This window comes from Pseudomonas syringae (assembly GCF_001698815.1).
In the GTDB taxonomy this organism is placed as follows: domain Bacteria; phylum Pseudomonadota; class Gammaproteobacteria; order Pseudomonadales; family Pseudomonadaceae; genus Aquipseudomonas; species Aquipseudomonas syringae_A.
Genome location: NZ_LGSI01000067.1, coordinates 46595 through 72339, shown reverse-complemented (window position 1 = coordinate 72339; position 25745 = coordinate 46595). Strand labels below are relative to the sequence as shown.

24 protein-coding genes are annotated in these 25745 nt (G+C 58.2%); 8 read left to right on the top strand and 16 right to left on the bottom strand.

The annotated features are described in order from the left end of the window. Positions 1-9 precede the first annotated feature (9 nt). A complete protein-coding gene (locus AFK24_RS23100) occupies positions 10-1002 on the top strand; it encodes an alpha/beta fold hydrolase (protein WP_065835432.1) in 993 nt (330 codons plus the stop codon). Between the two features lie 57 nt (positions 1003-1059). Further along, complete coding sequence (locus AFK24_RS23095) at positions 1060-1707, top strand: DsbA family oxidoreductase (RefSeq protein ID WP_065835431.1); 648 nt, start codon at positions 1060-1062, stop codon at positions 1705-1707. Between the two features lie 288 nt (positions 1708-1995). Here AFK24_RS23095 and AFK24_RS23090 read toward each other — a convergent pair whose 3' ends face one another. From AFK24_RS23090 to AFK24_RS23045, 10 genes are all read right to left on the bottom strand, one after another. Then, on the bottom strand, positions 1996-3321 hold the full coding sequence (locus AFK24_RS23090) for a sigma-54-dependent transcriptional regulator (protein WP_065835430.1): 1326 nt from the start codon (positions 3319-3321) through the stop codon (positions 1996-1998). A gap of 151 nt (positions 3322-3472) precedes the next feature. Continuing rightward, on the bottom strand, positions 3473-5356 hold the full coding sequence (locus AFK24_RS23085) for a sensor histidine kinase (protein ID WP_065835429.1): 1884 nt from the start codon (positions 5354-5356) through the stop codon (positions 3473-3475). Between the two features lie 66 nt (positions 5357-5422). Further along, complete coding sequence (locus AFK24_RS23080) at positions 5423-6157, bottom strand: amino acid ABC transporter ATP-binding protein (protein ID WP_065835428.1); 735 nt, start codon at positions 6155-6157, stop codon at positions 5423-5425. Next, positions 6154-6822 carry an amino acid ABC transporter permease gene (locus AFK24_RS23075; RefSeq protein ID WP_170826383.1) on the bottom strand — a complete coding sequence of 223 codons (669 nt, stop codon included), beginning with the start codon at positions 6820-6822 and terminating at the stop codon, positions 6154-6156. Before AFK24_RS23075 ends, AFK24_RS23080 begins: the two co-directional genes overlap by 4 nt. Next, positions 6819-7565 carry an amino acid ABC transporter permease gene (locus AFK24_RS23070; RefSeq protein WP_065835426.1) on the bottom strand — a complete coding sequence of 249 codons (747 nt, stop codon included), beginning with the start codon at positions 7563-7565 and terminating at the stop codon, positions 6819-6821. The genes AFK24_RS23075 and AFK24_RS23070 overlap by 4 nt, the downstream gene beginning before the upstream one ends. An 82-nt stretch (positions 7566-7647) precedes the next feature. Further along, complete coding sequence (locus tag AFK24_RS23065; protein WP_065835425.1) at positions 7648-8562, bottom strand: glutamate/aspartate ABC transporter substrate-binding protein; 915 nt, start codon at positions 8560-8562, stop codon at positions 7648-7650. Between the two features lie 334 nt (positions 8563-8896). Beyond that, positions 8897-10435, bottom strand: a complete 1539-nt coding sequence (glpD, locus tag AFK24_RS23060; protein WP_065835424.1) for a glycerol-3-phosphate dehydrogenase — start codon at positions 10433-10435, stop codon at positions 8897-8899. A gap of 274 nt (positions 10436-10709) precedes the next feature. Then, positions 10710-11465: a DeoR/GlpR family transcriptional regulator gene (locus AFK24_RS23055; RefSeq protein ID WP_020288929.1), complete on the bottom strand. Its 756-nt coding sequence runs from the start codon at positions 11463-11465 to the stop codon at positions 10710-10712. Positions 11466-11581: 116 nt separating this feature from the next. Continuing rightward, positions 11582-13087, bottom strand: a complete 1506-nt coding sequence (gene glpK / locus AFK24_RS23050; protein ID WP_065835423.1) for a glycerol kinase GlpK — start codon at positions 13085-13087, stop codon at positions 11582-11584. Between the two features lie 54 nt (positions 13088-13141). Beyond that, a complete protein-coding gene (locus AFK24_RS23045; RefSeq protein ID WP_065835422.1) occupies positions 13142-14005 on the bottom strand; it encodes an MIP/aquaporin family protein in 864 nt (287 codons plus the stop codon). A 352-nt stretch (positions 14006-14357) separates the two neighbouring features. Here AFK24_RS23045 and ybaK point away from each other — a divergent pair, with 352 nt between their 5' ends. Continuing rightward, the gene (gene ybaK / locus AFK24_RS23040; protein WP_065835421.1) at positions 14358-14828 is read left to right on the top strand and encodes a Cys-tRNA(Pro) deacylase; all 471 of its coding nucleotides are present in this window, start codon (positions 14358-14360) and stop codon (positions 14826-14828) included. 105 nt (positions 14829-14933) lie between these two features. Here the strand turns inward: ybaK and AFK24_RS23035 are convergent, their stop codons facing one another. Together AFK24_RS23035 and argF are read right to left on the bottom strand one after the other, a co-directional pair. Then, complete coding sequence (locus AFK24_RS23035) at positions 14934-16007, bottom strand: ABC transporter ATP-binding protein (RefSeq protein ID WP_065835420.1); 1074 nt, start codon at positions 16005-16007, stop codon at positions 14934-14936. Beyond that, the gene (gene argF, locus AFK24_RS23030) at positions 16004-16924 is read right to left on the bottom strand and encodes an ornithine carbamoyltransferase (RefSeq protein WP_080482263.1); all 921 of its coding nucleotides are present in this window, start codon (positions 16922-16924) and stop codon (positions 16004-16006) included. The genes AFK24_RS23035 and argF overlap by 4 nt, the downstream gene beginning before the upstream one ends. Positions 16925-17373: 449 nt before the next feature. Between argF and AFK24_RS23025 the strand changes: the two genes are divergently transcribed. The 3 genes from AFK24_RS23025 to grxD all read left to right on the top strand — a co-directional run bounded on the left by AFK24_RS23025 (position 17374) and on the right by grxD (position 20341). Beyond that, entirely contained in the window at positions 17374-17664 is a 291-nt protein-coding gene (locus tag AFK24_RS23025) for a hypothetical protein (RefSeq protein WP_065835418.1), read from the top strand. A gap of 134 nt (positions 17665-17798) precedes the next feature. After that, on the top strand, positions 17799-19907 hold the full coding sequence (locus AFK24_RS23020) for a molybdopterin oxidoreductase family protein (RefSeq protein ID WP_065835417.1): 2109 nt from the start codon (positions 17799-17801) through the stop codon (positions 19905-19907). Positions 19908-19999: 92 nt separating this feature from the next. After that, complete coding sequence (gene grxD / locus AFK24_RS23015) at positions 20000-20341, top strand: Grx4 family monothiol glutaredoxin (RefSeq protein ID WP_065835416.1); 342 nt, start codon at positions 20000-20002, stop codon at positions 20339-20341. Between the two features lie 147 nt (positions 20342-20488). Here the strand turns inward: grxD and bfr are convergent, their stop codons facing one another. The 4 genes from bfr to pyrC all read right to left on the bottom strand — a co-directional run bounded on the left by bfr (position 20489) and on the right by pyrC (position 23302). Next, positions 20489-20959, bottom strand: coding sequence for a bacterioferritin (gene bfr / locus AFK24_RS23010; RefSeq protein ID WP_020288938.1), 471 nt, complete (start codon positions 20957-20959; stop codon positions 20489-20491). A gap of 200 nt (positions 20960-21159) precedes the next feature. Beyond that, on the bottom strand, positions 21160-21378 hold the full coding sequence (locus AFK24_RS23005) for a bacterioferritin-associated ferredoxin (protein WP_020288939.1): 219 nt from the start codon (positions 21376-21378) through the stop codon (positions 21160-21162). Between the two features lie 206 nt (positions 21379-21584). Next, positions 21585-22259, bottom strand: coding sequence for a ribonuclease T (rnt, locus tag AFK24_RS23000; protein ID WP_065835415.1), 675 nt, complete (start codon positions 22257-22259; stop codon positions 21585-21587). Further along, the gene (pyrC, locus tag AFK24_RS22995) at positions 22256-23302 is read right to left on the bottom strand and encodes a dihydroorotase (RefSeq protein WP_065835414.1); all 1047 of its coding nucleotides are present in this window, start codon (positions 23300-23302) and stop codon (positions 22256-22258) included. The genes rnt and pyrC overlap by 4 nt, the downstream gene beginning before the upstream one ends. A 148-nt stretch (positions 23303-23450) precedes the next feature. Between pyrC and AFK24_RS22990 the strand changes: the two genes are divergently transcribed. Next, the gene (locus tag AFK24_RS22990) at positions 23451-24359 is read left to right on the top strand and encodes a flagellar protein MotY (protein WP_065835413.1); all 909 of its coding nucleotides are present in this window, start codon (positions 23451-23453) and stop codon (positions 24357-24359) included. 129 nt (positions 24360-24488) lie between these two features. Further along, complete coding sequence (locus AFK24_RS22985) at positions 24489-25706, top strand: argininosuccinate synthase (protein WP_020288943.1); 1218 nt, start codon at positions 24489-24491, stop codon at positions 25704-25706. The last annotated feature ends 39 nt before the right edge of the window (positions 25707-25745 follow it).

Genomic DNA, 25745 nt, shown 5'->3' with positions numbered 1-25745 from the left:
TGTTTTTTCATGCGCGTGTTTCTCTTCCTGGCCGCACTTTTGTGCGGCTTGCCGTCTTTTGCGGCCTCTCGATGCGACGTCAACGTTCCTACGCAGATAGCTGAACTCCAGCAAGTGCGCCTGGCTTACCAGAGCATCGGCCGTGAATCCGACCCTGCCTTGCTGCTGGTCATGGGCTTGGGCGGGCAGTTGATTCACTGGCCGGACGAAGTGGTGGTCGCCCTGTGCGAGCAGGGTTATCGGGTCATTCGCTACGACAATCGCGATGTCGGCCTGTCCAGCTGGGTCCAACCGCCCGCCAATGCCAACCTGACCTACGAAGTGCTGCGCTTCAAACTGGGCCTGCAGGTTTCGGCACCGTATTCATTGACTGACATGGCCGACGACGCGCTGGGCTTGATGGACGCGTTGCACGTCCGGCAATTTCATGTGCTGGGAGCGAGCATGGGCGGCATGATTGCTCAGCATCTGGCGGATCTCGCACCGCAACGTATCGAAAGCCTGACCTTGATCATGACCAGTTCCGGCGCCCAGGGCTTGCCGATGCCCAATCCGGCGCTTCTGCAATTGCTTGCCAAACGTGGCGCACCCAACCGGGAAGCCGCGCTGGAACAGCAGGCGGATTTGCTCGCGGCGCTGGGCAGCCCGCAAGTAAAGGATGATCGTGCGCTGCTGCTGCAACAGGCTGCGACTTCCTACGACCGGGCGTTCAATCCGGAAGGTGTGAAGCGGCAGATCCTGGCGATCCTGGCCGAGCCGAGTCGCGTCGAACTGCTGGATCGCCTGCGCTTGCCGGTGCTGGTGGTGCACGGCACGGCGGATCCGTTGTTGCCGGTGATGCACGGCGTGCATGTGGCCGCGCATATCCAGGGCAGCCAGTTGCGGCTGATTCCCGGCCTGGCCCATCGTTTCCAGGAAGCCTTCAAGGCACCGCTGCTGGGCGCGGTGTTGCCTTACCTGCGCGCGCAGCATGAAGACGGGCGGCATATGGCGCAGCTTTGAATACCAACCGCACTTAGGCGTATCGTGGCAACTTTGTTTCCTTAGAGTGAGCCTGCCATGACGACTCCCCTGAAAATCGATTTTGTCTCCGATGTTTCCTGCCCCTGGTGTGTGGTCGGCCTGCGCGCCTTGAACGAGGCATTGGCTGAACTGGGCGATGAAGTCCGGGCGCAGATCCATTTCCAGCCGTTCGAACTGAACCCGAACATGCCCGCCGAAGGTCAGGACATCGATGAGCATATCCAGCAGAAATACGGTTCAACCCCAGAGCAATCGAAAGCCAATCGGGAAAATATCCGGCTGCGTGGCGAAGAATTGGGCTTTACGTTCTCCCAGGGAAACCGGCGCATCTACAACACCTTCGATGCGCATCGTTTGCTGCACTGGGCCGAGCTGGAAGGCAAGCAACAGGCGTTGAAAGAGGCGCTGTTCACGGCCTATTTCACCGATCTGGCTGATCCGTCCAGCCATCGAGTGTTGGCGGATGTCGCGCAGAAAGTCGGGCTGGATCGCGTGCGCGCCGAAGCCGTTCTGAGCAGCAACGAATACGCCACCGAAGTGCGCGAGCAGGAACAATTATGGGTTTCCCGAGGCATCAGTTCGGTGCCGACCATTGTCTTCAATGATCAATACGCGGTTTCGGGTGGGCAGCCGGTGGATGTGTTTGTGGGGGCGATTCGGCAGATTCTGGGAGAGGGCAAGTAGTTTAGTTTCGAACTGTAGGAGCCAACTTGTTGGCGAGGCGCCGAGCCTGCGCAATGAATATCTAACGACCGGTAGGAGGGGACTTGTCCCCGAATGCGATGGTCCTGACAACGAAAGTCCGCAAGGTTAACGCTGCCTGAGCTACCGTCTTTCGGGGACAAGTCCCCTCCTACATAACTTATACTTGCTGCACATCGTGTTCGACGTTCTGAAATCGCAGAAACCGTTTGACCCTCGCATCGCGCTTGCGTGATGAAGGTCAAGACGGTATCAACCTGACGCCGTTGGCTAGCCCAACCCATATTTCTTCACCTTGTCGAACAACGTGGTCTTGGCCATGCCCAGTTCCTGACTGGCCTGGCTCAGGTTGCCGCCGCTGCGCTGCAATGCCTCGCTGAGCAGGTTTTTCTCGAAGGCTTCCACGGCTTCGGCAAAGCCCAGGCTTTGGCTGTCGATGTGGGCGCTTGCGGTCTTGAAGGCTGGCAGGCCGAGGGAGAAGCGCTCGGCGACGTTGCGCAGTTCACGCACGTTGCCGGGCCAGTCGTGGCTCATCAGGCTGGATACGGTTTGCGGGTCCAGCTGCGGCGGCTCGCGGTCGAAGCGCAGCGATGACAGCTGCAGAAAGTGCTCGAACAGTTGCAGGATGTCCTCGCGGCGTTCGCGCAGCGGCGGCAACTCCAGGGTCACGACGTTCAAGCGGTAGTACAAGTCGCTGCGAAACTGTCCGGCCTTGCCCATCTCGTTCAGGTCTGATTTGGTCGCGGCGATCACCCGGCAATCCACCGCCACGCTCTGGTTGGAGCCGAGGCGTTCCAGCGTGCGCTCCTGCAAAACCCGCAACAGCTTGATTTGCAGGTTGATCGGCATGCTTTCCACTTCATCGAGGAACAGCGTGCCGTTGTGCGCGTGTTCAATCTTGCCGATACGCCGCTTGCCCGCGCCGGTAAAGGCGTTGGATTCATGGCCGAAAATTTCGGTTTCAAACAGGCTTTCCGGCAATCCGCCGCAGTTCAGCGCGACGAATTGCTGGGCATGACGACGACTGAAATCGTGCAGGCAGCGGGCGACCAGTTCCTTGCCGGTGCCGGTTTCACCTTCGATAAGCACGTTGGCCGATGTATCGGCGACGTTGGCGATCAAGGCGCGCAGGTTTTGCATGGCCGGCGAGCGGCCGATGATCTTGCCTTCCAGTGAATCCCGTTCAGCCAGCTGCTTGCGCAGCGACCAGACTTCCCGGGCCAGTCCGCGTTGCTCCAGGGCGCGACGCGCAACTTCTACCAGGCGCTCGGGGGAGAAGGGTTTTTCCATGAAGTCATAGGCGCCGTCGCGCATGGCATTCACCGCCATGGAGATATCGCCATGGCCGGTAATCAGCACCACCGGCAGGCTGCGGTCGCGGGCCTTGAGCCGGGTCAGCAGTTCCAGACCGTCGATGCCGGGCAGGCGAATATCGCTGATGACGATCCCGGCAAAATTATCGCCGATACGCGCCAGGGCTTCTTCGGCACTGCCGACACCTTCGCTGGGAATGTCCTCCAGCGCCAGCGCCTGCTGGCAGCCGAGCAGGACATGCGGGTCGTCTTCAACGATGAGTACGGTCAGGTCAGTGTTCATTTGGGGCTCTCATCAAGCGACAGACAAATCCGCGAATTGAATGTGGAAGCGACCGGGGTGGCGATCCACCTTGCTCGCGAAGAGGTCTGTACATCCCCTATATCCCGAGGGCGTGAAACATCGCTTTCGCGAGCAAGCTCGCTCCCACAGGTCATACGGGCACCAACGGCAAACACAACACAAACGCGGTGCCGCCCGTTGTTGGATGCTCCGCGCCGAGGCTTCCACCAGCGGCTGCAGCGAGGCTCGCAGACAAGGTCAAGCCAAGGCCCAGCCCTTGTTCGCCGGGCTTGGTGGTGAAGAACGGCTCGAACAGGTGCTTGCGCGCTTCGTCGTCGATGCCGTGGCCGTTGTCGCGTACCAGCAGGCGATAGCGGCCGTCCACCAGCGAACCTTCAAGCCACAGTTCAGGCAGTGGTTGGGCGCTCATGGCGTCCAGCGCGTTGCCGATCAGGTTGACCAGAATCTGTTCAAGACGCGTCTGGTCGATCATCAACTGCGCGTCGACAAAATCCTGATGCAGATCCAGCGAGAAGTTTTCCAGGCGTCCGGCCAGCAATTGCAACGCGGCCTCGACCGCTTTGCTCAGCAGGGCCTGGCCCTTGTCGTCGCCGCGTCGGGCGAAGGCACGCAGGCTGGCGGTTATGCGGCCCATGCGGTCGACCAGATCATTGATGGTGCGCAGGTTGGCGCTGGCGGTATCCAGTGCTCCACGTTCGAGGAAGCGCACGGTATTGCCCGACAAGGTGCGCAAAGCCGCGAGCGGCTGATTCAGTTCATGAGCGATGCTGGTGGACATCTGGCCGATGGCCGCCAACTTGCCAGCCTGCACCAGTTCATCCTGAGCCCGGCGCAGCGTGTCTTCCGCCTGGCGTCGTTCGCGGATCTGGCCTTTGAGCCGTTCGTTGCTGGCGCGCAAGTGCTCGGTGCGTTCAGCAATCTTGCGTTCCAGTTCATTATTGGCTTGTTGCAAGGCTTCTCGTGCTGCAAGACGTGTCGAGAGCACTTTGCGCCGCTCATTCCAGGCGATCAGCAAGAAGGCCACCAGCGCGCAGATCACTGCCACCAGCATGCCCTGGCTGCCCGCTTCCCGGCGCAAGTCTTCCAGCGGGGTCAGCAAGGTCAGGTGCCAGGGCGTGTCGCTCAGTTGCCGGGTCTGGGCCAGATAACTCACTTGTTTATGTTCATGATCGACGCTGACGTTGGCCGGAAAGGTAAGTTTCTCCACGCCTTCGGCCAGGGATTCGCGCTCCAGCGGCACCAGCTCGTTCAGCGGGAACCAATAATATTGCAGGCTGCGCGCCAGGCGTTCCTTGATTTCCGGAGTCAACGGACGCACCGATTTCAAGCGTCGGGCCGGGTCGCTGGAGAGGATGATGATGCCGTTCTCGTCACTGACGAATGCCTCCAGGCGCGCCCGTTGCCAGCGCTGTTCAAGGGCTTCGAGCTGCACCTTGATCACGGCCACGCCAATGATCTTGCCTTGCTCCTCCAGACCATGGGCCAGGTAATAGCCGGGTTCGCCGGTGGTGCTGCCGATGCCATAGAAACGGCCGGGCAAACCACGCACGGCGTCCTGATAATAGGCGCGGAACGACAAGTCCTCGCCCAGATAACTGTCCGCGTCGCGCCAGTTGCTGGTGGCCAGTACGCGGCCGGTGGTGTCCAGCACATAGATGGCGCGGCTGCGACTGCGGCGGTTCAAACCTTCGAGGTAGTCGTTGACCTTCTGCCGCAGCTCGGGCGTCGGGTCTTTAAGCAGCGCTGAAACGTTGGACTCAAGCTCCAGCACGCTGGGCAAATAGGTGTATTTGTTGATTTCGCTTTCAACGGTACGCGCGTGCAGCTCCAGCTGACGTTCGCCATTCTCCTTGAGCGCCTTGATACCGTTGTGTTCACTGAACAGATAGGCGATGTAGCCCAGGCCGATCATCAGCGCAATGATCAGCGGCGGCAAAAACAGGTGGCGTATCAGGCGGGGTTTCACGGCGAGTGATGGCGGCGCGGCGCGATAAAGATTGGGGTCGCATTTCATCACAGTCGTCCTGAGCCGAACAGCGGCCTGGCTCGCTAAAGAGCCAGGCCGCCGACGGGGTATCGCTTAGTGCTGAAGGATCTTGGCGAGGAAGTGCTGCGCACGCTCGGAGCGGGCGCTGACATCACCGAAGAATTCTTCTTTCTCGCAGTCTTCGACGATCTGTCCCTGATCCATGAAGATCACGCGGTTCGCCACTTTGCGGGCGAAGCCCATTTCGTGGGTCACGCACATCATGGTCATGCCTTCGTGGGCCAGTTGCACCATCACGTCGAGCACTTCGTTGACCATTTCCGGGTCCAGCGCAGACGTCGGCTCGTCGAACAGCATGACGATCGGGTCCATGGCCAGGGCGCGAGCAATGGCCACACGTTGTTGCTGACCGCCGGAAAGCTGACCCGGATGCTTGTTGGCGTGAGCGGACAGGCCGACGCGCTCCAACAGTTTCAGGCCTTTCTCGGTGGCTTCGGCCTTGCTGCGGCCGAGCACCTTGATCTGCGCGATGGTCAGGTTTTCAACGATGGTCAGGTGCGGGAACAGCTCGAAGTGCTGAAACACCATGCCGACCCGCGAGCGCAGCTTGGGCAGGTTGGTCTTGGGATCGGCAATCGAAGTGCCATCAACGGTGATGTCGCCTTTCTGGAAGGGTTCCAGCGCGTTGACGCATTTGATCAGGGTCGATTTGCCGGAGCCGGACGGTCCGCAGACCACTACCACTTCGCCTTTCTTGACCTCGGTGCTGCAATCAGTCAGTACCTGGAAGTCCCCATACCACTTGTTGATGCTCTTGATGGAAATCATACGGCGAACCTTTTTTGCAGACGCTTCACCAGCAGCGAGGCGGCAAAGCTGATCGTGAAATACACCAGACCGGCGATGATCAGGAACTCATTGGAGCGGCCGATGATGTCGCCACTGGAGCGCGAGGCATTGAGGAAATCCACCAGGCCGACGGTGTAGACCAGGGAGGTATCCTGAAACAGAATGATGCTTTGCTGCAGCAGCAGCGGGGTCATCTTGCGAAACGCCTGAGGCAGGATGATCAACCGCATCATTTGCCCGTAGGTCATGCCCAGCGCTTGCGCGGCGCCCATTTGCCCCTTGGAAATCGACTGCACACCCGCGCGGACGATTTCGCAGAAATACGCCGCCTCGAACATCATGAAGGCCACGACGCAGGAGGTGAACGCACCGATGGGCGTATCTTCGCCGGTGATCCAGCGCAGCACGAACGGCACCGCCAGATAGAACCAGGTGATGACCAGCAGCAGCGGGATCGAGCGGAAATAGTTGACGTACGCGCCCGCCAGCCTCGACAGCAGCTTGTTCGATGACAAACGCATCAGCGCCAGCAAGGTACCGAGGATGACGCCGCCGACAACGCCCATGACCATCAACTGCAAGGTCATGACCATGCCGTTCCACAGGCCGGGTATGGCCGGGATGATTCCTGAGAAGTCCATTATTTACCCCCCACGGAAATCAGGCCGGGCACCGCGACTTTCTTCTCGATCACGCGCATCAGCAACATCAGGCTCATGTTCAAGGTGAAGTAGATCAATGTCGCCAGAGTGAACGCTTCAAACAGGTTCGCGGAAAACTCGGCGGTCTGTTTGGTCTGGGCGAGCAATTCCATCAGGCCGATCAGCGAGGCCACCGACGAGTTCTTGAACACGTTGAGGAATTCGGAGGTAAGCGGCGGAATAATGATCCGGTACGCCTGCGGCAGCAGCACGTTCCAGTAGATCTGTGGCAGCTTGAAGCCCATGGCGCGCGCGGCGGACTCCTGTCCACGCGGCAACGCCTGAATGCCAGTACGCACCTGTTCGCAGACCCGGGCAGCAGTAAACAGACCCAGACAGACCACCACGCTCAGGAACGCTGAAGTCGTCGGGTTGAGATCCTGTTTGTACCACTCCTGAATGTGTTCAGGCAGCAGGTCCGGTACCAGGAAGTACCAGATGAACAGCTGCACCAGCAGCGGCACATTACGGAAGATTTCCACGTATACCGTGGCGATGCCCGATACCCAACGGTTCGGTACGGTGCGCATGACGCCGAGCACGGAGCCCAACAGCAAAGCGATGATCCAGGCGGCAACGGCAATCGCGATAGTCCAGCCCAGACCGGAGATATACCAGTCCAGATAGGTTTCGCTGCCAACGCCGGTGGACTTGAAGAACACGCCCCAGTCCCAGTTGTAATTCATCAGGGTCTCCCCTCTGATCGATCCAAATGCTTGCACGGCATCCTGAAGCAGCGCGAGGCTGCTTCAGGGTATTTATGGGCTATTAAGCCTTTTTGTCTTCGGCCGCTTTGTCAGTTGGTTCGGCGATCAGCTTCTTCAGCTCGTCGCTCATCGGGAAGTTCAGGTTCAAACCTTTTGGCGGAATTGGCTGCATGAACCACTTGTCGTAGATCTTGTTGATTTCGCCCGACTTGTAGGTCGCCACGATTGCGTCGTCGACCGCTTTCTTGAACGGTTCGTCGCCTTTGCGAACCATGCAGCCGTAGATTTCATAGGACTGTGGAGTGCCGGTTACAGCCCAGTCATCCGGCTTCTTGGCCTTGGCCATTTCGCCTGCCAGCAGTGCATCGTCCATCATGAACGCTACGGCACGGCCGGATTCCAGCATCTGGAAGGATTCGCCGTGGTCTTTGGCGGAGATGACGTTCATGCCCATTTGCTTGTCGGCATTCATCGATTTGATGATGCGCTCGGACGTGGTGCCAGCAGTGGTCACAACGTTTTTGCCTTTCAGGTCAGCAAAATCCTTGTAGGCCGAATCTTTCTTGGCCAGCAAACGAGTGCCGATTTCGAAAATGCCTACCGAGAAGTCAACCTGTTGCTGACGCTCGACGTTGTTGGTGGTGGAGCCGCATTCGACGTCAACCGTGCCGTTCTGCACCAGCGGGATACGTGTCTGGGAAGTGACCAGGTTGTACTTGACCTGCAGGTCCGGCATGTTCAGGTCTTTTTTGATGGCTTCGACGATTTTCAGCTGGATATCGTGGGAGTAGCCAACCGGTTTGCCGGAAGCGTCAGCGATATAGGAAAACGGGATCGAAGCATCGCGGTGCCCAAGGGTGATGGTGCCGGACTCTTTGATTTTCTTCAGTGTGCCGGTGAGTTCAGCGGCGAAAACTGGAGTGGTAATCAGAGCGGCAGCGATTGCTGCGCCCAAAAGATGGGGGACGATGCGCATCTGTAATTCCTCGACTTTGTTTTTTTTATGGGGCCGAAACAGGTGTGGCCCGCTTGTTCGGCGAATGCTTCAACGGCGGCCGACAGGGGCACACGTTACTGTCGAAGCGATCGACAAATAGTGTAGAGCAGGAGCCGTGCCAAGCACGCTACTGTTGGTTAAGTCGTTGGTTTTAAAGGGTTTAAAGTTCTATCGGGAGAGAGGCGGGGTATTCGGACGTCCGGGATGCCGAACCATACGTCGAGGAGTGTTCGGAAAACCGAATGGATTGACGTCTGTTGAAATGCCAAACCCGTGGGAATTCGCTCCCACGGGTTCGTCCTGCACAGCGCAATTACGCCGCTTCAATAGCGCCTTTTCTACGCGCCACAACATCCAGGTATTGCTGGACGCCGGCACGCTCTTCAGCGGTCATGAACAGGCCCAGTTTGCTGCGACGCCACAGAATGTCTTCAGCAGTGGTCGCCCATTCGGTGCTGCACAGGTAATCGACCTCGCGGGTGTACAGGCCGGCGCCAAGGCTGTCGCCCATGTCTGCGAGGCTTTGTACGCCTTCCAGCAAGCGCCAGCTACGACTGCCGTAGGTGCGCGCCCAGCGTTGCGCGATGTCCGCTGGCAACCAGGTGCAGCGCTGAATCAGCTCGGCGCTCAGGGCCGCCGGAGTGCTCATGTCTTCACCGCCGGGCAGGCTGGCCTTGGCGGTCCAGCTTGGCTTCATGTCCTTGAAGAACGGTGCGAGCTGCGCCAGCGCCGATTCCGCCAGCTTGCGATAAGTCGTCAGCTTGCCGCCGAATACCGACAGAATCGGTGCTTCATCGACGCCACCAGACAGCGACAGCGTGTAGTCGCGGGTAATTGCTGACGGGTTGTCCGACTCGTCGTTGCACAGCGGGCGCACGCCGGAATAGGTGTTGAGCACATCGTCGCGGGTCAGCTGCTTCTTGAAGTGGTCGTTGGCGACTTTGAGCATGTAGTCCATTTCGCCGTCGGTGATTTCAACCTTGTTCGGATCGCCCTGATATTCGCGGTCTGTGGTGCCAATGATCGTGAAGCGTTCCAGGTAGGGAATCGCAAACACGATGCGCTGATCTTCGTTTTGCAGGATGAACGCGTTTTCGCCTTCATACAGCTTTGGCACGATCAAGTGGCTGCCTTGAATCAGGCGGATGCCGTACGGCGAAGTCAGTTTCAGATCATCGCGAATGAACTTGGCAACCCAGGGGCCCGCCGCATTGACCAGCGCCTTGGCGCGAATCGAAAACAGCGTGCCGTCGGTGCGTTCCATGTGCAGGTGCCACAAGCCATTGCTGCGCCGGGCATTCAGGCAGCGGGTCTGGGTGTGGATGTGCGCGCCGTGTTCCCGCGCAGCCATGGCGTTGAGCACCACGAGGCGGGCGTCATCGACCCAGCAATCGGAATATTCAAAACCACGGGTGATGTTTGCTTTCAGCGGGCTATCGCTGCCGAACCGCAGGCTGCGTGAGCCAGGCAGTTTCTCGCGCTTGCCCAAGTGGTCGTACAGAAACAAACCGGCACGAATCATCCACGCCGGGCGCAAGTGCGGGCGATGGGGCAGCACGAAGCGCATCGGCTTGACGATGTGCGGTGCCTTGGCCAACAACACTTCACGTTCGGCCAGGGCTTCGCGCACCAGACGGAATTCGTAATGTTCGAGATAGCGCAGCCCGCCGTGGATCAGCTTGCTGCTGGCAGAAGAGGTGTGGCTGGCAAGGTCGTCCTTTTCACAAAGGAAAACCGACAGGCCACGACCGGAGGCATCTGCGGCAATTCCGACACCGTTGATACCACCACCAATAACGGCGATGTCGTAGACCTCGGAAAGGGGCGGTACAGGCAAGACGGAATGGGGCATCGGATGGCCTCCTGATATTTGTTCGAACAACAAATTCGAACATTTATGTTCATTTCCGAAAATGATAGCTCAATAGTGAAGGTCTAGCCAGTCGAGACTGATTGAAAATACTGATCATGGGGAGGGAAAAGGAACAAAAGTGAACATGGCAGAGAGAGAAGGAACATTTGTAGGAGCGAATTTATTCGCGAGAGCGCCGTTCCAGACGCAACGGATGGGTCTGATGTACTGGCCTCCTCGCGAATAAATTCGCTCCTACGGGGGCGATCGCGTCTTAAACCACTTCCAGCCGGATCTTGTTCTGCGTCAGCAATTGCATCAAAGCCGGCACGGGAGCCTGATCGGTCACCAGACAATCGATCAAACTGATAGGTCCGAGGCGGACCATGGCGTTGCGGCCGAATTTGCTCGAATCCGCCGCGAGCAAGACTTGCCGCGCGTTGGCGATGATCGCCTGGGAAACCCGCACTTCCTGATAATCGAAATCCAGCAGGCTGCCGTCTTCGTCGATACCGCTGATGCCTACCAGAGCGAAGTCGACCTTGAACTGATTGATGAAGTCGACGCTGGCCTGGCCGACGACGCCGCCGTCACGGCGTACATTGCCGCCCGCCAGCAACACCTCGAAATCATCCTTGGCACTGAGAATCGACGCCACGTGCAGGTTGTTGGTGATGATTTTCAGGTTGTTGTGATTGAGCAGGGCGCGAGCGATGGACTCGGTCGTGGTGCCGATATTGATGAACAGCGAGGCGTGATCGGGGATTTGCGCGGCGATGGCCTCGGCAATCCGTTGTTTCTCATCGCGCATCTGATCCGCACGCATGGCGTAGGCGGTGTTTTCGATGCTCGAATCATAGGCCGCGCCGCCGTGGTAGCGGCGCAACAGGTTCATTTCCGCGAGCTGATTGATATCGCGGCGGATGGTTTGTGGGGTCACGACGAACAGCGTGGCCATTTCCTCTATGCTGACATAGCCGCGCTCACGGACCAGTTCGAGGATCTGCTGCTGACGGGGGGGCAGATTCATTATTGTTGAGTGTCCTTTCAGGCTGCCAAATGCGGCTCATGATGCCGCAGGCACAGGCTGCCTGTCAGCCGGAAACTCATGTAACTCAATACTGCCCCCCGATCACGCGTGGTTGCTTACTCTTCGTTTTCGTGTGGTTCCCAGTCTCGGGTGCGTGCTACGGCCTTCTGCCAGCCTGCGTAGAGTTTCTCGCGCTTCTCCGGTTCGCACTGTGGTTCGAACTCGCGCTCGATCACCGCCTTGTCGCGCAACTCGTCCAGACTGCTCCAGAAACCAATGGCCAGGCCAGCAAGGAACGCTGCGCCCAGTGCCGTGGTTTCGCGCATTTGCGGGCGTTCCACGTGGGTGCCGAGGATGTCCGCCTGGAACTGCATGAGGAAGTTGTTGGCTACAGCGCCGCCGTCGACACGCAGGGATTTCAGGCGTTCGCCGGAATCCTGTTGCATGGCGTCCAGTACATCGCGGGTCTGGTAGGCAATGGATTCCAGCGCCGCACGAATGATGTGGTCGACCTTCACGCCACGGGTCAGGCCGAACAGCGCGCCACGGGCATACGGGTCCCAGTACGGCGCACCGAGCCCGGTAAAGGCCGGGACCAGGTAAACGCCGTTGCTGTCCTTGACCTTGGTGGCGAAGTATTCGGTATCTACCGCATCGGTGATGATCTTCAGTTCGTCACGCAGCCACTGCACGGTAGAGCCACCGTTGAAGACTGCGCCTTCCAGCGCATAGGCGACTTCGCCACGCGGGCCGCAACCAATAGTGGTCAGCATGCCGTGAGCGGACTTCACGGCTTTTTTGCCGGTGTTCATCAGCAGGAAGCAGCCGGTGCCGTAGGTGTTCTTGGCCTGGCCTGGCTCGACGCACATCTGGCCGAACAGTGCAGCTTGCTGATCGCCCGCGATCCCGGCGATAGGAATGCCGCTTTTGCTGTGGCCGTAGACTTCCGAGGAAGACTTCACTTCCGGGAGCATTTCACGCGGAATATCCAGCACGTCCAGCATGCGCTGGTCCCATTCCAGCTTATGAATGTTGAACAGCATGGTTCGCGAGGCGTTGGTGTAATCGGTGACGTGAACCTTGCCGCCGGTGAATTTCCAGATCAGCCAGCTATCGATGGTGCCGAACATCAGCTCGCCGTTGCGCGCGCGTTCGCGGCTGCCTTCGACGTTGTCCAGAATCCATTTGATCTTGGAACCGGAGAAGTACGGGTCGATGACCAGACCGGTGGTGTCCCTGATGTAGTCTTCCAGGCCATCACGCTTGAGCTGCTGGCAGATTTCCGTACTGCGGCGACACTGCCAGACAATGGCGTTGTAGATCGGCCGGCCGGTTTCCTTCTCCCAGATCACCGTGGTTTCACGCTGGTTGGTGATGCCGATGGCGGCGATCTGATTGTGATGCAGATCTGCCTGGGCCAACGCCTTGGTCATGCAGGCCGTCTGGGTGGCGAAGATTTCCATCGGATCGTGTTCGACCCAACCTGCTTGCGGGTAATGCTGGACGAATTCGCTTTGGGCGGTGCTCACCACATTGGCGTCGCGGTCGAAGATGATCGCCCGTGAGCTGGTCGTGCCCTGGTCAAGCGCAATGATGTAGTTCTTGTTCTGTGAGTCAGTCATGTCGATTGCCTTGCAATAATGGGTGAGTTTCGAGAGCGCGGGTGAGGTTCAAGCTCAAGCCCGGACTTTCAGGGCAGCAACATCAGCATCCTTTTTTACAACGGGTGCGGCACTAGCGGGGGTGGCGGTGGGCAGATGGCGCGCGATCAACGCACGATAGCTGGCAGCGCCGAGGCAGGCACCAAGAATTGGTGCAAAAATCGGAACCAGGAAATAGGGAATATCGCGTCCGCCGGTGAAAGCCATTTCACCCCAGCCCGCAATGAACGTCATCAGTTTAGGGCCGAAGTCCCGTGCCGGATTCATGGCAAAGCCGGTCAGTGGGGCGGTAGAGGCGCCAATCAATGCAACCAGCAAACCAATCAACAGGGGTGCCAGGGCGCCGCGTGGCAGGCCGTTGTTGTCGTCGGTCAGCGACATGATCACCGCCATCAGGATCGCGGTAATCACAAATTCCACCAATGCCGCCTGACCGATTGAAATCGCCGGATTAGGGTAGGTGGTGAACGCCGAGGCCAGCTCGAGGCTTTCAAGCGTGCCGCGCACCATGTGGTGGGTTTGTTCGAATTCGAAGAAAAGGCTCACATACAGCAGATACACCAGGCCTGCACCGCAAAAGGCTCCAGCCGTTTGCGCGGCGATATAAAACGGCAGTTTGCGCTTTTCAAAACCGGCAAACAGGCTCAGCGCGATGCTGACTGCCGGATTGAGGTGAGCGCCGGAAACTCCGGCGCTGAAATAGATCGCCATGCTCACCGCCAGGCCCCAGATGATGCTGATTTCCCATAAGCCGAACGTGGCACCCGCGACCTTGAGCGCCGCAACACATCCCGTTCCGAAAAAAATCATCAGGGCTGTGCCCAGAAATTCGGCCACGCATTGGCCTTTCAGCGTCGGTTGTTGTAAAGCGATTGTCATGAAGGACCTCGTTTTTTGTTTTTGTGCAGCGCCGTGTGCAATTCACCGGTGCTATCTTTTTCATCGTGTCGGCGAAACCCCATCGCCGACCGAGATTCGACCGTGGCTAGAAATATAGTTCCGGTGATATTCGTAAACGAAAAAATATAGACAAGAATGAATACTGTCAAAGGTCGAATGTGAACCAGCGTCCATTTTGTGACTAAAGGGTTGGAGCGGGTTGCAATTTGTTCCTCGTGAGGCGTACTTGAGCGTTCATCACCCCGGATACAGGCGCTGATCAAGACGCACTGGCGACGGATCGCTTAAAGTAGCGGCCTGAATCGATCTGCCCGCCACCCTGGAGCGCTGCATGACCCCCGCACTGGATCTGCTGAAAAAAGTTCGCGCCGAACATCGTGTCCACAGTTACGAACATGACCCGAAAGCGGCATCGTATGGCCTGGAGGCCGCAGAAAAGCTTGGGCTGAATCCGCAGCAGGTCTTCAAGACGCTGCTGGCGAGTACGGAAAAGGGCGAGTTGTTGGTGGCGGTGGTCCCGGTGGTCGGCACGCTGGATCTCAAGGCGCTGGCCCACGCGGCGGGAGCCAAGAAGACGGAAATGGCCGATCCCGCCGCCGCGCAACGGTCAACGGGTTACCTGCTGGGCGGCATCAGCCCGTTGGGCCAGAAGAAGCGTTTGCGCACATTCATCGATCCAAGTGCCGAGGCGTTCGAAACGATTTACGTCAGCGCCGGACGGCGAGGGCTTGAGGTCGAATTGGCGCCGGCGGTGCTTGCCGAGCAGACCAAGGCAATTTTTGCGCCGGTGGGGCGGGGTTGATCGTTGGAGCGAGGCTTGCCCGCGAATCAGGCGCCGCGGTGGAACAGATCCACCGCGTCATCGTTCTTCGCGGGCAAGCCTCGCTCCAACGGGTTCGAAGGGCTGCTACACCGAGCTCTGCGCGGGAATGCTCCCCGCCGCCGGAAACACCACCAGGTGTTCAGCCGCGACGCGAATCCCGACTTCTTCACCGGCGACGTAATCGGCATGGCTCGGAAAGATCGCTTCCAGCTGACTGCCCGTGGATAGCTGCAAACGGTAGAGCGTTGACGCGCCCTGGAATGTCTTGCTGGTTACCCGCGCCTTGAGCGCGCTGTCCCGGTCATAAACGATATCGTCAGGACGCAGCAATACATCGACGGCGCTGCCTTTGATTGAGGGGTACGCACGGTTGCCTTGCAACACGCCCAGTTCGGTTTGCACCGATTGCGGATCGACCATCAGGCCACGAATGAAATAGCCCTGGCCAATGAAGCTGGCAACGAATGGCGTCAGGGGTTCGTGATACAGGTTGTAGGGCGTATCCCACTGCTCAAGACGACCTTCCTTGAATACCCCGACATGATCGCTGACCGCAAACGCCTCTTCCTGATCGTGAGTGACCAGAATTGCACTGGTGCCGCGCGCTTTGAGAATGTCGCGAACTTCATGACTCAGCCGCCGCCGCAATTCCCCATCCAGGTTGGAAAATGGCTCATCGAGCAATAACAGCTGTGGTTCCGGCGCCAATGCACGCGCGAGGGCGACGCGTTGTTGCTGGCCGCCGGACAATTCATGGGGATGACGCTTGCCCAATGCGCCCAGATTGACCAATTCAAGCAGTTCGTCAGTCACCTGCTTGAGGCGCGGATGTTTGCGAATGCCGAACGCGATGTTCTCGGCGACGCTCAGATGCGGGAACAACGCGTAATCCTGAAACACCATGCCGATGCGGCGTTTCTCCGGCGCGAGGGTAAAACCCGGTCGGGAAATCACTTCACCGGCGAGGGTGATTTCCCCCTCATGCACTGGCTCAAAGCCAGCAATGGCGCGCAGGGTCGTGGTCTTGCCGCAGCCGGAAGAACCCAGCAAGCAGCCGATGTCGCCGGCGTTCAGGTGCAGATTGAGATTCTGCACCACCCGTTGATCCTGATAGCCGCATGCCAGATTGCGCAGATTCAGCAGAAGCGGCTGGCTCATTCTGGTTGGCAGGATGGCGCGACGAGGAATTCGAGCAACGCTTTCTGCGCATGCAGGCGATTTTCAGCCTGATCCCACGCCACCGCGCGCGGATCGTCGAGCAAATCGATGCTGATTTCTTCGCCTCGGTGTGCGGGCAGGCAATGCATGAACAGCACGTCTTCGGCAGCCAGGTCCAGCAGCTCGCGGGTCACTTGGAATGGACGGAACTGCGCGATGCGCTTGGCGGTTTCTTCTTCCTGGCCCATGGAGGTCCAGACGTCAGTGCTGACCAGATGCGCGCCAGCAACGGCTTCGCGAGGGTCGCGCACCACCGTTACCCGCTCGCCGGCCAGGGCCAGGAATTCGGCGTTGGGTTCATAACCGGCAGGGCACGCGATCCGCAGCTGGAAGTCGAACTGAATCGCGGCTTCTATATAGCTGTTGCACATGTTGTTGCCATCGCCGATCCAGGCGACCGTCTTGCCTTTGATCGAGCCGCGATGCTCCAGGAAGGTCTGCATGTCGGCCAGCAACTGGCAGGGATGCAAATCGTCAGACAAGCCGTTGATGACCGGCACGCGAGAGTTGGCTGCGAACTCGAGCAGATTGCTGTGGGCAAACGTACGAATCATCACCACGTCGAGCATGCTCGAAAGGACTCGCGCGGCGTCGCCAATCGGCTCTCCACGGCCCAATTGAGTGTCCCGAGGCGACAAAAAGATCGCCTGGCCGCCCAACTGGATCATTCCGGCTTCGAAGGAAACACGGGTACGTGTCGATGATTTTTCGAAAACCATCCCCAGCACCCGGCTTTTCAGTGGCTCGTAAAGCACGCTGCGATTTCGCAGCTCCTTGAGCTCCACGCCGCGTCGAATCAGGCGCACGAGCTCTTCTGGCTGGTAGTCCATCATCGAGAGAAAGTGCCTGGCGTTCATCATTAACTACCTTTTTGCAACAGACCGCAGATGCTCAAAGCCGGGTTTTATCGGGAAAACGGGCGAGATCTACGGCGGAGGCCGCACGAGGCGGCGAATAGGAAAGGCGCGATGGTATAAAAAAATGTCGCCTCTTACCAATAGCGGCATTGATTTATAAGCCGTTAGCAATGTTTGGAAACAAGCTCGGGCCGATCGTGAGCCGTTGTGGGATCGTCAGCGTCAGCTAGACTCTTTACATCCTCACGAGGATTTGACCCTGCTGGAAGCGGGGAAGCACATTTGTACACCGACCTCACGAGCCAATGCAATTGCTGCCGGCCCCGGCGCGGTTATGCGTAGCATATGCGACCTGCTTCACGTGGTTGACACGTCGCCCGTTTCATTACGTTTCATAAAACGCCGTGCTGAGTTATAACTGGCGGGCGCGCAATCAAGAGGCTCGGGGAATGGATTCAAAAGAACATCAATTGACGGAATTGCTTGGCCTCACGGCCCGCACCCTCACACATCTCACAGCTTCCATGACTTCAATGTCATTCGAGCTGCTGCGCAGCGAAGACGAAGTGACCCGCTCTGCCGGTCGTCGCATGATCGACCGTATGGCGACCATCAGCTCCGGCCTGGATGAACACTGGCGCCTGATCGGCGAACTGACCGGGGTTCATGTGGCCCAGGAACAGATCGAAACCGTCCACGAAATCCAGCTGCAGCGCAAGATCACGCCCATCGGCGGTTGATCCTCCGTCCCATCGGCGCGCCTGATGCCCGCCGATTCACGGGATGAACGACTCTGGCGAAGTCGCCTGCCACGCTCCATAGTTTCGTTTGCTCGATCACTCCAGATCGCGACGACAAAAATATGAGGCTGGCGATGACCAAGACCCTCCACCACCGTGCCTGTCACTTGTGTGAAGCCATTTGCGGCCTCACCATCGAAACCACTTCGACAGCGGAGTCTGGAACGCAGATCACCTCGATCAAAGGCGATCCGCTGGATACGTTCAGTCGCGGCCATATCTGTCCCAAAGCGGTGGCATTGCAGGACATCCAGAATGATCCGGATCGACTGCGCCAGCCGATGCAGCGCATTGGCGATCAATGGCAGCCGATCGGCTGGGACGATGCGTTCGAATTGGTTGCCGAGCGTCTGCTGTCCATTCAGCAACGGCATGGGCAAAACGCGGTGGCGGTGTATCAGGGCAACCCCAGCGTACATAACTATGGGTTGATGACGCACAGTAATTACTTTCTGGGCCTGCTCAAGACGCGCAACCGTTATTCCGCGACTTCCGTGGATCAACTGCCTCATCACCTCACCAGTTTCCTGATGTATGGCCACGGTTTGCTGCTACCGATCCCCGACATTGATCACACTGATTTCATGCTGATCCTGGGCGGTAATCCGCTGGCGTCCAACGGCAGCATCATGACTGTTCCGGATGTGGAAAAGCGTCTGAAAGCGATTCAGGCTCGCGGCGGCAAAGTGGTCGTGGTCGATCCACGGCGCAGCGAAACGGCGGCGATTGCCGATCAACATCTGTTCGTGCGTCCTGGTTGCGACGCGGCCTTGCTGTTCGGCCTGCTCAATACGCTGTTCGAGGAAGGTCTGACCCGCGCCAGCCATCTGCCCGTCGATGGTCTGGAGGAGGTGCGCCAGGCGATTGCTGCGATGACCGCCGAAGCGATGAGCCCGCGTTGTGGTGTTCCTGCGCAGCAGATTCGACAACTGGCACGGGATTTTGCCGCCGCCGACAAAGCCGTTTGTTACGGGCGCATGGGCATATCCACGCAAGTGTTCGGCACCTTGTGCCATTGGTTAGTGCAGTTGATCAATCTGGTCAGCGGCAATCTTGATCGAACGGGCGGCGCCTTGTGCACCGAACCGGCCGTGGATCTGGTCAGCACCACGTCCGGCGGGCATTTCAATCAGTGGCAGAGCCGGGTTTCCGGTCTTCCTGAATACGCCGGCGAGTTGCCGGTATCGGCGCTGGCCGAAGAAATCCTCAGCGAAGGGGAAGGGCAGGTCAAAGCGTTGATCACCGTGGCGGGCAATCCGGTGCTGTCGACGCCCAATGGCCGTCAGCTGGATCAGGCGCTGGACGGCCTGGAGTTCATGCTCTGCATCGATTTGTACATCAACGAAACTACGCGCCACGCAGACTTGATCCTGCCCTCGACCTCGGCGCTGGAAAACGATCATTACGACACGACTTTCAACATGTTTGCCGTGCGCAACGTGACCCGTTTCAATCGGGCGATTCTCGAAAAGCCAGCAGGTGCCTTGCATGACTGGGAAATCTTTGTCGGCCTGGCCAATGCTTTTGCTGCCAGAGCCGGACGAGAGTTGAAGCCCACCATCGCCCCGGCACACATGATCGATCGGGGTTTGCGTAGCGGATTGTATGGCGAGGCATCGGAATACAAGCTGTCCCTGGATCGCCTGCTTGATCATCCGCATGGCGTGGACCTTGGAGCGCTGAAACCCAATCTCACGCCACGCTTGAAGACTGCGAATGGGCGCATTCAGGCCGCGCCCGAGGTGATCATGGCTGATCTTGCGCGTTTCGCTGCCGTTAGCGTCCCAGCCGTCGGCGAATTGTTGCTGATCGGCCGCCGTCATGTGCGCAGCAACAATTCCTGGATGCACAACTATCACCGGCTGGTGAAAGGCAAGCCGCGCCACCAGTTGTTCATGCATCCGGATGACCTGGCCAGTCGTGGGCTGAGCGATGGGCAGCAAGTGCGGGTCAGCTCGCGGGTGGGTGTCATTGAAGTGCAGGTTCTGGCCAGTCTCGACATGATGCCGGGCGTGGTCAGCCTGCCTCACGGGTGGGGGCATGCACGGCCTGGCGTACAAATGGGCATCGCGCAAAGCCAGCCCGGCGTCAGCGCCAACGACCTGACTGATGAGCGGCAACTCGATAGCCTGTCCGGCAATGCGGTGTTGAACGGGGTTTGTGTGCAGGTTGCTGCTGCCTGAAGGCAGGGAAGGCTGAGCGTCCTGCTCGGGATTCCGTTACAATGCGCCACCGTGTCGACAACTGAGTCGGAAAAGTTAAGCCGAGGTGCTCCATGGATATCATCGAAACGATTAAAGAGCAGATTGCCAACAACACGATCCTGCTTTACATGAAAGGCTCGCCTAATGCCCCACAGTGTGGCTTTTCGGCGAAGGCAACTCAGGCAGTGATGGCATGTGGCGAAAAATTCGCTTATGTCGATATCCTGCAAAACCCGGAAATCCGCGCCAATCTGCCGAAGTACGCCAACTGGCCGACTTTCCCACAGCTTTGGGTAGCAGGCGAACTGGTTGGCGGTAGCGACATCATCACCGAAATGCAGGCTGATGGCTCGCTGCAATCGCTGATCAAGGACGCAACCACCAAAGCTGCGGCCAACAAGACCGAAGCTTGATAGGACCTGTTGGCGGGTGATTTGCTCGCGAACCGTAGGACCAGCTTCAGCCGGGAGTGGGTTCTCCCGGCTGAAGCCGGTCCTACAACAAAAAGCCCCGCTCTCATCAGAGAAGCGGGGCTTTTTTGTATCGGTCGATCAGACTGTTCAGTCGCCCATTTGCGACTGCAGGTAGTTTTCAATCCCTACCTTGTCGATAAGGCCCAGCTGGGTTTCGAGCCAGTCGATGTGCTCTTCCTCGGATTCGAGAATATCTTCCAGCAGTTCGCGGCTGCCGAAGTCGCCAACCACTTCAAAGTGCGCAATGGCAGCCTTGAGGTCGGCCAAGCCTTTTTGCTCGATCTTCAGATCGCACTCAAGCATTTCCTTGGTGTGTTCGCCGATCAGAATCTTGCCCAGCTCTTGCAGATTAGGCAGACCTTCAAGGAACAGGATGCGCTTGATCAGCTTGTCAGCGTGCTTCATCTCGTCGATGGATTCGTGATACTCGTGCGCACCCAGCTTTTTCAGACCCCAATCTTCGTACATGCGGGCATGCAGGAAGTATTGATTGATCGCGACCAGCTCGTTTCCGAGGATCCTGTTGAGATGCTGGATGACTGTAATGTCGCCTTTCATGTTCGAGGTCCCGCCAATGGCTTGTGTCTATAAAAGGCAAGTTTGAGCCGCAGTTATAACTCTGTCAAACCTAAGTTATTGAATACTAAGTGAAAATAAATAGTAATAAGAATGTTTGTGTTCCGCATCTTGATCCTAAGCGTTTGAATTACAGGCATAAAAAAACCGGACACAGGGTCCGGTTCTTTAAATTCGTTTAATCAGGCGACTGAAAATTCTGCGGGGTAAGCCAGCGAGGGCTTGCTGATTTGCAGTTCGGTCAGCGTATTACGCACGACTTCCTTGGCGAGGCACGCGCATTTCCCACATTGGCTGGCTACACCCAGGGTTTGGCGGACGTCGCGATAACTGCAGCAGCCCTCGAGAATTGCGTCTCGGATTTGACCGTCAGTAACACCTTGGCAGAGGCAGACATACATAAGTGAGAACCGTCGCTGTTCATTGCTCGATGCGGAGGATACTAATGTTAATGAGAATGCTTGTCAAAACTCTTTGGGAGGCTTTCGCGCACGACCGATGAATGGTAAATCATGGAATATGCTTAGCGCTGAATGGCCTTAAACCTATATCGCGGCGAAAAAAAACCGGCCTGTAAAGGGCCGGTTTTCATCAGGCAGACAACGACTCAGTCGTTGAAGTCTTCCCAGCCGCCCATCTGTTTCCAGCGATTGACGATGCCGCAGAACAAGTCGGCGGTTTTCTCGGTGTCGTAGCGAGCCGAGTGTGCCTCGCGGCCATCGAAGTCGATACCCGCTGCCTGACAGGCTTTGGCAAGTACGGTCTGGCCATAGGCAAGTCCGGCCAGTGTCGCAGTATCGAAACTGGAAAACGGGTGGAACGGATTGCGCTTCATGTCCAGCCGCGCTACGGCAGCGTTGAGGAAGCCCAGATCGAAGCTGGCGTTGTGCCCGACCAGCACTGCACGCTTGCAGCCATTGGCCTTGAGCGCCTTGCGGACCCCTCGGAAAATGTCGGTCAGGGCAGTTTCTTCACTGACGGCCATACGCAACGGATGGTCGAGTTTGATTCCGGTAAATTCCAGCGCTGCCGCTTCGATGTTCGCGCCCACGAAAGGCTCGACTCGAAAGAAGTAGGTGTGCTCCGGGAAGACGAAGCCCTTTTCGTCCATGCCGATGGTGACCGCTGCAATTTCCAGCAAGGCATCGGTGGCGCAGTTGAAACCACCTGTTTCAACGTCGATGACGACAGGCAGATAGCCACGGAAACGGGCAGCCATCGGGTGACGCGAGCCGCCTCCGCCGTGACCTTCCTGTTCGTCGTCGAAATGATCTTCACTCACGTGTGTGTCTCCAGCAGGCGCCAGCGCAGTTTTTCACCGGCACGCAGGGGTATTACGGACAGCTCGCCAAACGGCAGACTGGTGGGCGCGGTCCATTCTTCACGGACCAGCGTTATGGTGTCTTGGTGAACTGGTAGGCCATAGAAGGCCGGGCCGTGGAGGCTGGCAAATCCTTCCAGCTTGTCCAGGGCGTTGCGCTGCTCGAAGGCTTCGGCGTACATCTCGATCGCCGCGTAAGCGGTATAGCAACCGGCGCAACCGCAGGCGGCTTCCTTGGCATGCTGGGCATGAGGCGCCGAATCGGTGCCCAGGAAGAACTTCGTGCTGCCGCTCGTTGCTGCATCCAGCAAAGCGCTCTGGTGCGTGTTGCGCTTGAGAATCGGCAGGCAATAGAAGTGCGGGCGGATGCCGCCAACCAGCATGTGATTGCGGTTGTAGAGCAAGTGATGAGCAGTAATCGTCGCCCCGACATTCTCGGAAGCCTGATTGACGAACTGCACGGCCTCGGCCGTGGTGATGTGCTCGAACACCACTTTGAGCGTCGGGAAGCGTTCGACGACGCGGGTCAGTTGTTCATCGATGAACATCTTCTCGCGGTCGAACACGTCGATTTCGCCCCGGGTCACTTCGCCATGCACCAACAGCGGCATGCCAACTTCGGCCATGGCCTCCAGCGCCGGGAAGATCTTGTCGATGCTGGTCACGCCGGAATCGGAGTTGGTAGTCGCGCCAGCCGGATACAGCTTGGCCGCGTGAACGAAGCCACACGCCTTGGCCGTACGGATATCTTCCGGTTGGGTCAGGTCGGTGAGGTACAGCACCATCAAAGGCTCGAAACGGCTGCCAGCCGGACGCGCCGCCAGGATGCGCTGGCGATAAGCGTCAGCTTCCTGTGCGTTGCGTACGGGAGGCACGAGGTTCGGCATGATGATTGCGCGGCCAAAAGTGCGCGCAACGTCAGCAACGGTGTGAGGCAAAACAGCTCCATCGCGGAGGTGAATGTGCCAGTCGTCGGGACGCAGAAGGGTCAGGCGGTCGGACATTGGGGATTCCAGGCGGGTCAAACTCGCTGGGAATGCTACCGGAAAAGACTCTCTCAGGCACTCGCTATCAAGTTTTGTAGGAAGTTACCGATAGCCAGTTGTAGGAAGCAATTTTTTGGTAACGCCGTATTTTTTTGTGGAGCCTCCCGTGCGCCAGCGATATTTAGCCTTGCTCAGCCTTTTCGCCAGTCTGCCGGCGATGGCTATTACTTTCCAGACGCGTCTGGAAAGTATTGAGTGGAAGGTCGAAGGCGATCAGTTCGAGTGTCGTCTGAGCCAACCCATCACCGATTTCGGTGCGGGCGAGTTCGTGCGCCGGGCGGGTGAGCAGGCGATCTTCCGCATCAAGGCTTCCGGGGCAATGATGGGCCCAGGCTCCGCGACCCTCCTGGCTGCCGCTGCGCCTTGGCAGCCGGGGCGCGGTGATATCAATCTGGGTTCGGTCCGGGTCAGCAACGGCGGTTTTCCCTTCAACAGCTCTCAGGTGCAGGCCGGGCGGTTGATCAATGGCTTGATGGACGGCCGCAGCCCGGTTATCCGGCATTATTCCCGTGACGGTGGCGGCACCATGGAAGTGCGCTTGCTGCCGGTCAAGTTCAACAAGGCGTTCAGCGACTACCAACTGTGTGTCACCAAGCTCTTGCCGATGAACTTCGACCAGGTCAAGCAGGCCGAGGTCGGCTTCCCCGGCGGCGGTATCGAACTCGACACCCGGGCCAAGTCACAGCTGCAAACGGTGGTGGCTTATCTGAAGGCTGATCCAACGGTCAACCATATCGAGCTCGACGGACACTCCGACAACAGTGGCAATCGACTGACCAACCGCGACCTTTCCCGTCGTCGTGCATTGGCGGTGATGGATTTCCTCAAGGCCCAGGGCGTTCCTGAAGAGCAGATCACCTTGCGCTTCCATGGCGAGCGTTACCCGCTGGCGCCCAACACCAACAACGCCAACCGCGCCCGCAACCGCCGGGTGAACATTCATCTTGAGCGGGTTACTCCCGACGAGAAGCCCGCGCCCGTTGCCTCAGCAGGCAGCGCAGCCAGCACTTCCTGATCGAGCGAGATTCGTCGCGCACTCGACATAAACTGTCGCTTCATCGTCAGAAGCTGTCGCGCCACTGTAAATCACTGCCCATGAGCGGTAGAATCCCGGTTTTTCCGTACAACCCGGTGGAGTGATGGCATGGCGGACGTAAACAAGGTAGTTCTCGCGTATTCCGGTGGCCTGGATACTTCGGTAATCCTCAAGTGGCTGCAAGATACGTACAACTGCGAAGTGGTGACCTTTACCGCTGACCTGGGTCAGGGCGAAGAAGTCGAGCCCGCACGTGCCAAGGCTAAAGCCATGGGCGTGAAAGAAATTTACATCGACGATCTGCGCGAAGAATTCGTGCGTGATTTCGTGTTTCCGATGTTCCGCGCCAACACCGTCTACGAAGGTGAGTACCTGCTGGGCACTTCCATCGCTCGCCCGCTGATCGCCAAGCGTCTGATTGAAATCGCCAATGAAACCGGCGCTGACGCCATTTCCCACGGCGCGACCGGTAAAGGCAACGACCAAGTGCGCTTCGAACTGGGTGCTTACGCGCTCAAACCAGGCGTCAAAGTGATCGCCCCTTGGCGCGAATGGGATTTGCTGTCCCGTGAAAAGCTGATGGACTACGCCGAGAAGCACTCGATCCCGATCGAGCGTCATGGCAAGAAGAAATCGCCGTATTCCATGGACGCCAACCTGCTGCACATTTCTTATGAAGGCGGCGTTCTGGAAGACACCTGGACCGAGCACGAAGAAGACATGTGGCGGTGGACCAAGTCCCCAGAGGACGCACCGAACGTTGCGACCTACCTGGAACTGACCTATCGCAATGGTGACATCGTTGCACTTGATGGCGTTGAAATGACGCCTGCAACTGTGCTGGCCACCCTGAACCGCATCGGCGGCGAAAACGGCATTGGTCGTCTGGATATCGTTGAAAACCGCTACGTCGGTATGAAATCCCGTGGCTGCTATGAAACTCCGGGCGGTACCATCATGCTGCGCGCTCACCGCGCCATTGAGTCGATCACCCTGGATCGCGAAGTCGCTCACTTGAAAGACGAGCTGATGCCCAAGTATGCCAGCCTGATCTACACCGGCTACTGGTGGAGCCCGGAACGTCTGATGCTGCAACAGATGATCGATGCGTCCCAGGCTCATGTGAACGGTGTCGTCCGTCTGAAGCTGTATAAAGGCAACGTGATCGTGACGGGTCGCAAATCCGATGAGTCGTTGTTCGATGCCAATATCGCGACATTTGAAGATGATGCCGGTGCCTACGACCAGGCTGACGCAGCAGGCTTCATCAAGCTCAATGCCCTGCGCATGCGTATCGCAGCCAACAAAGGCAGAAAGCTGTTCTGATCTGATGTAAAAAATGCAGCACCTTGAACCGGTGCTGCA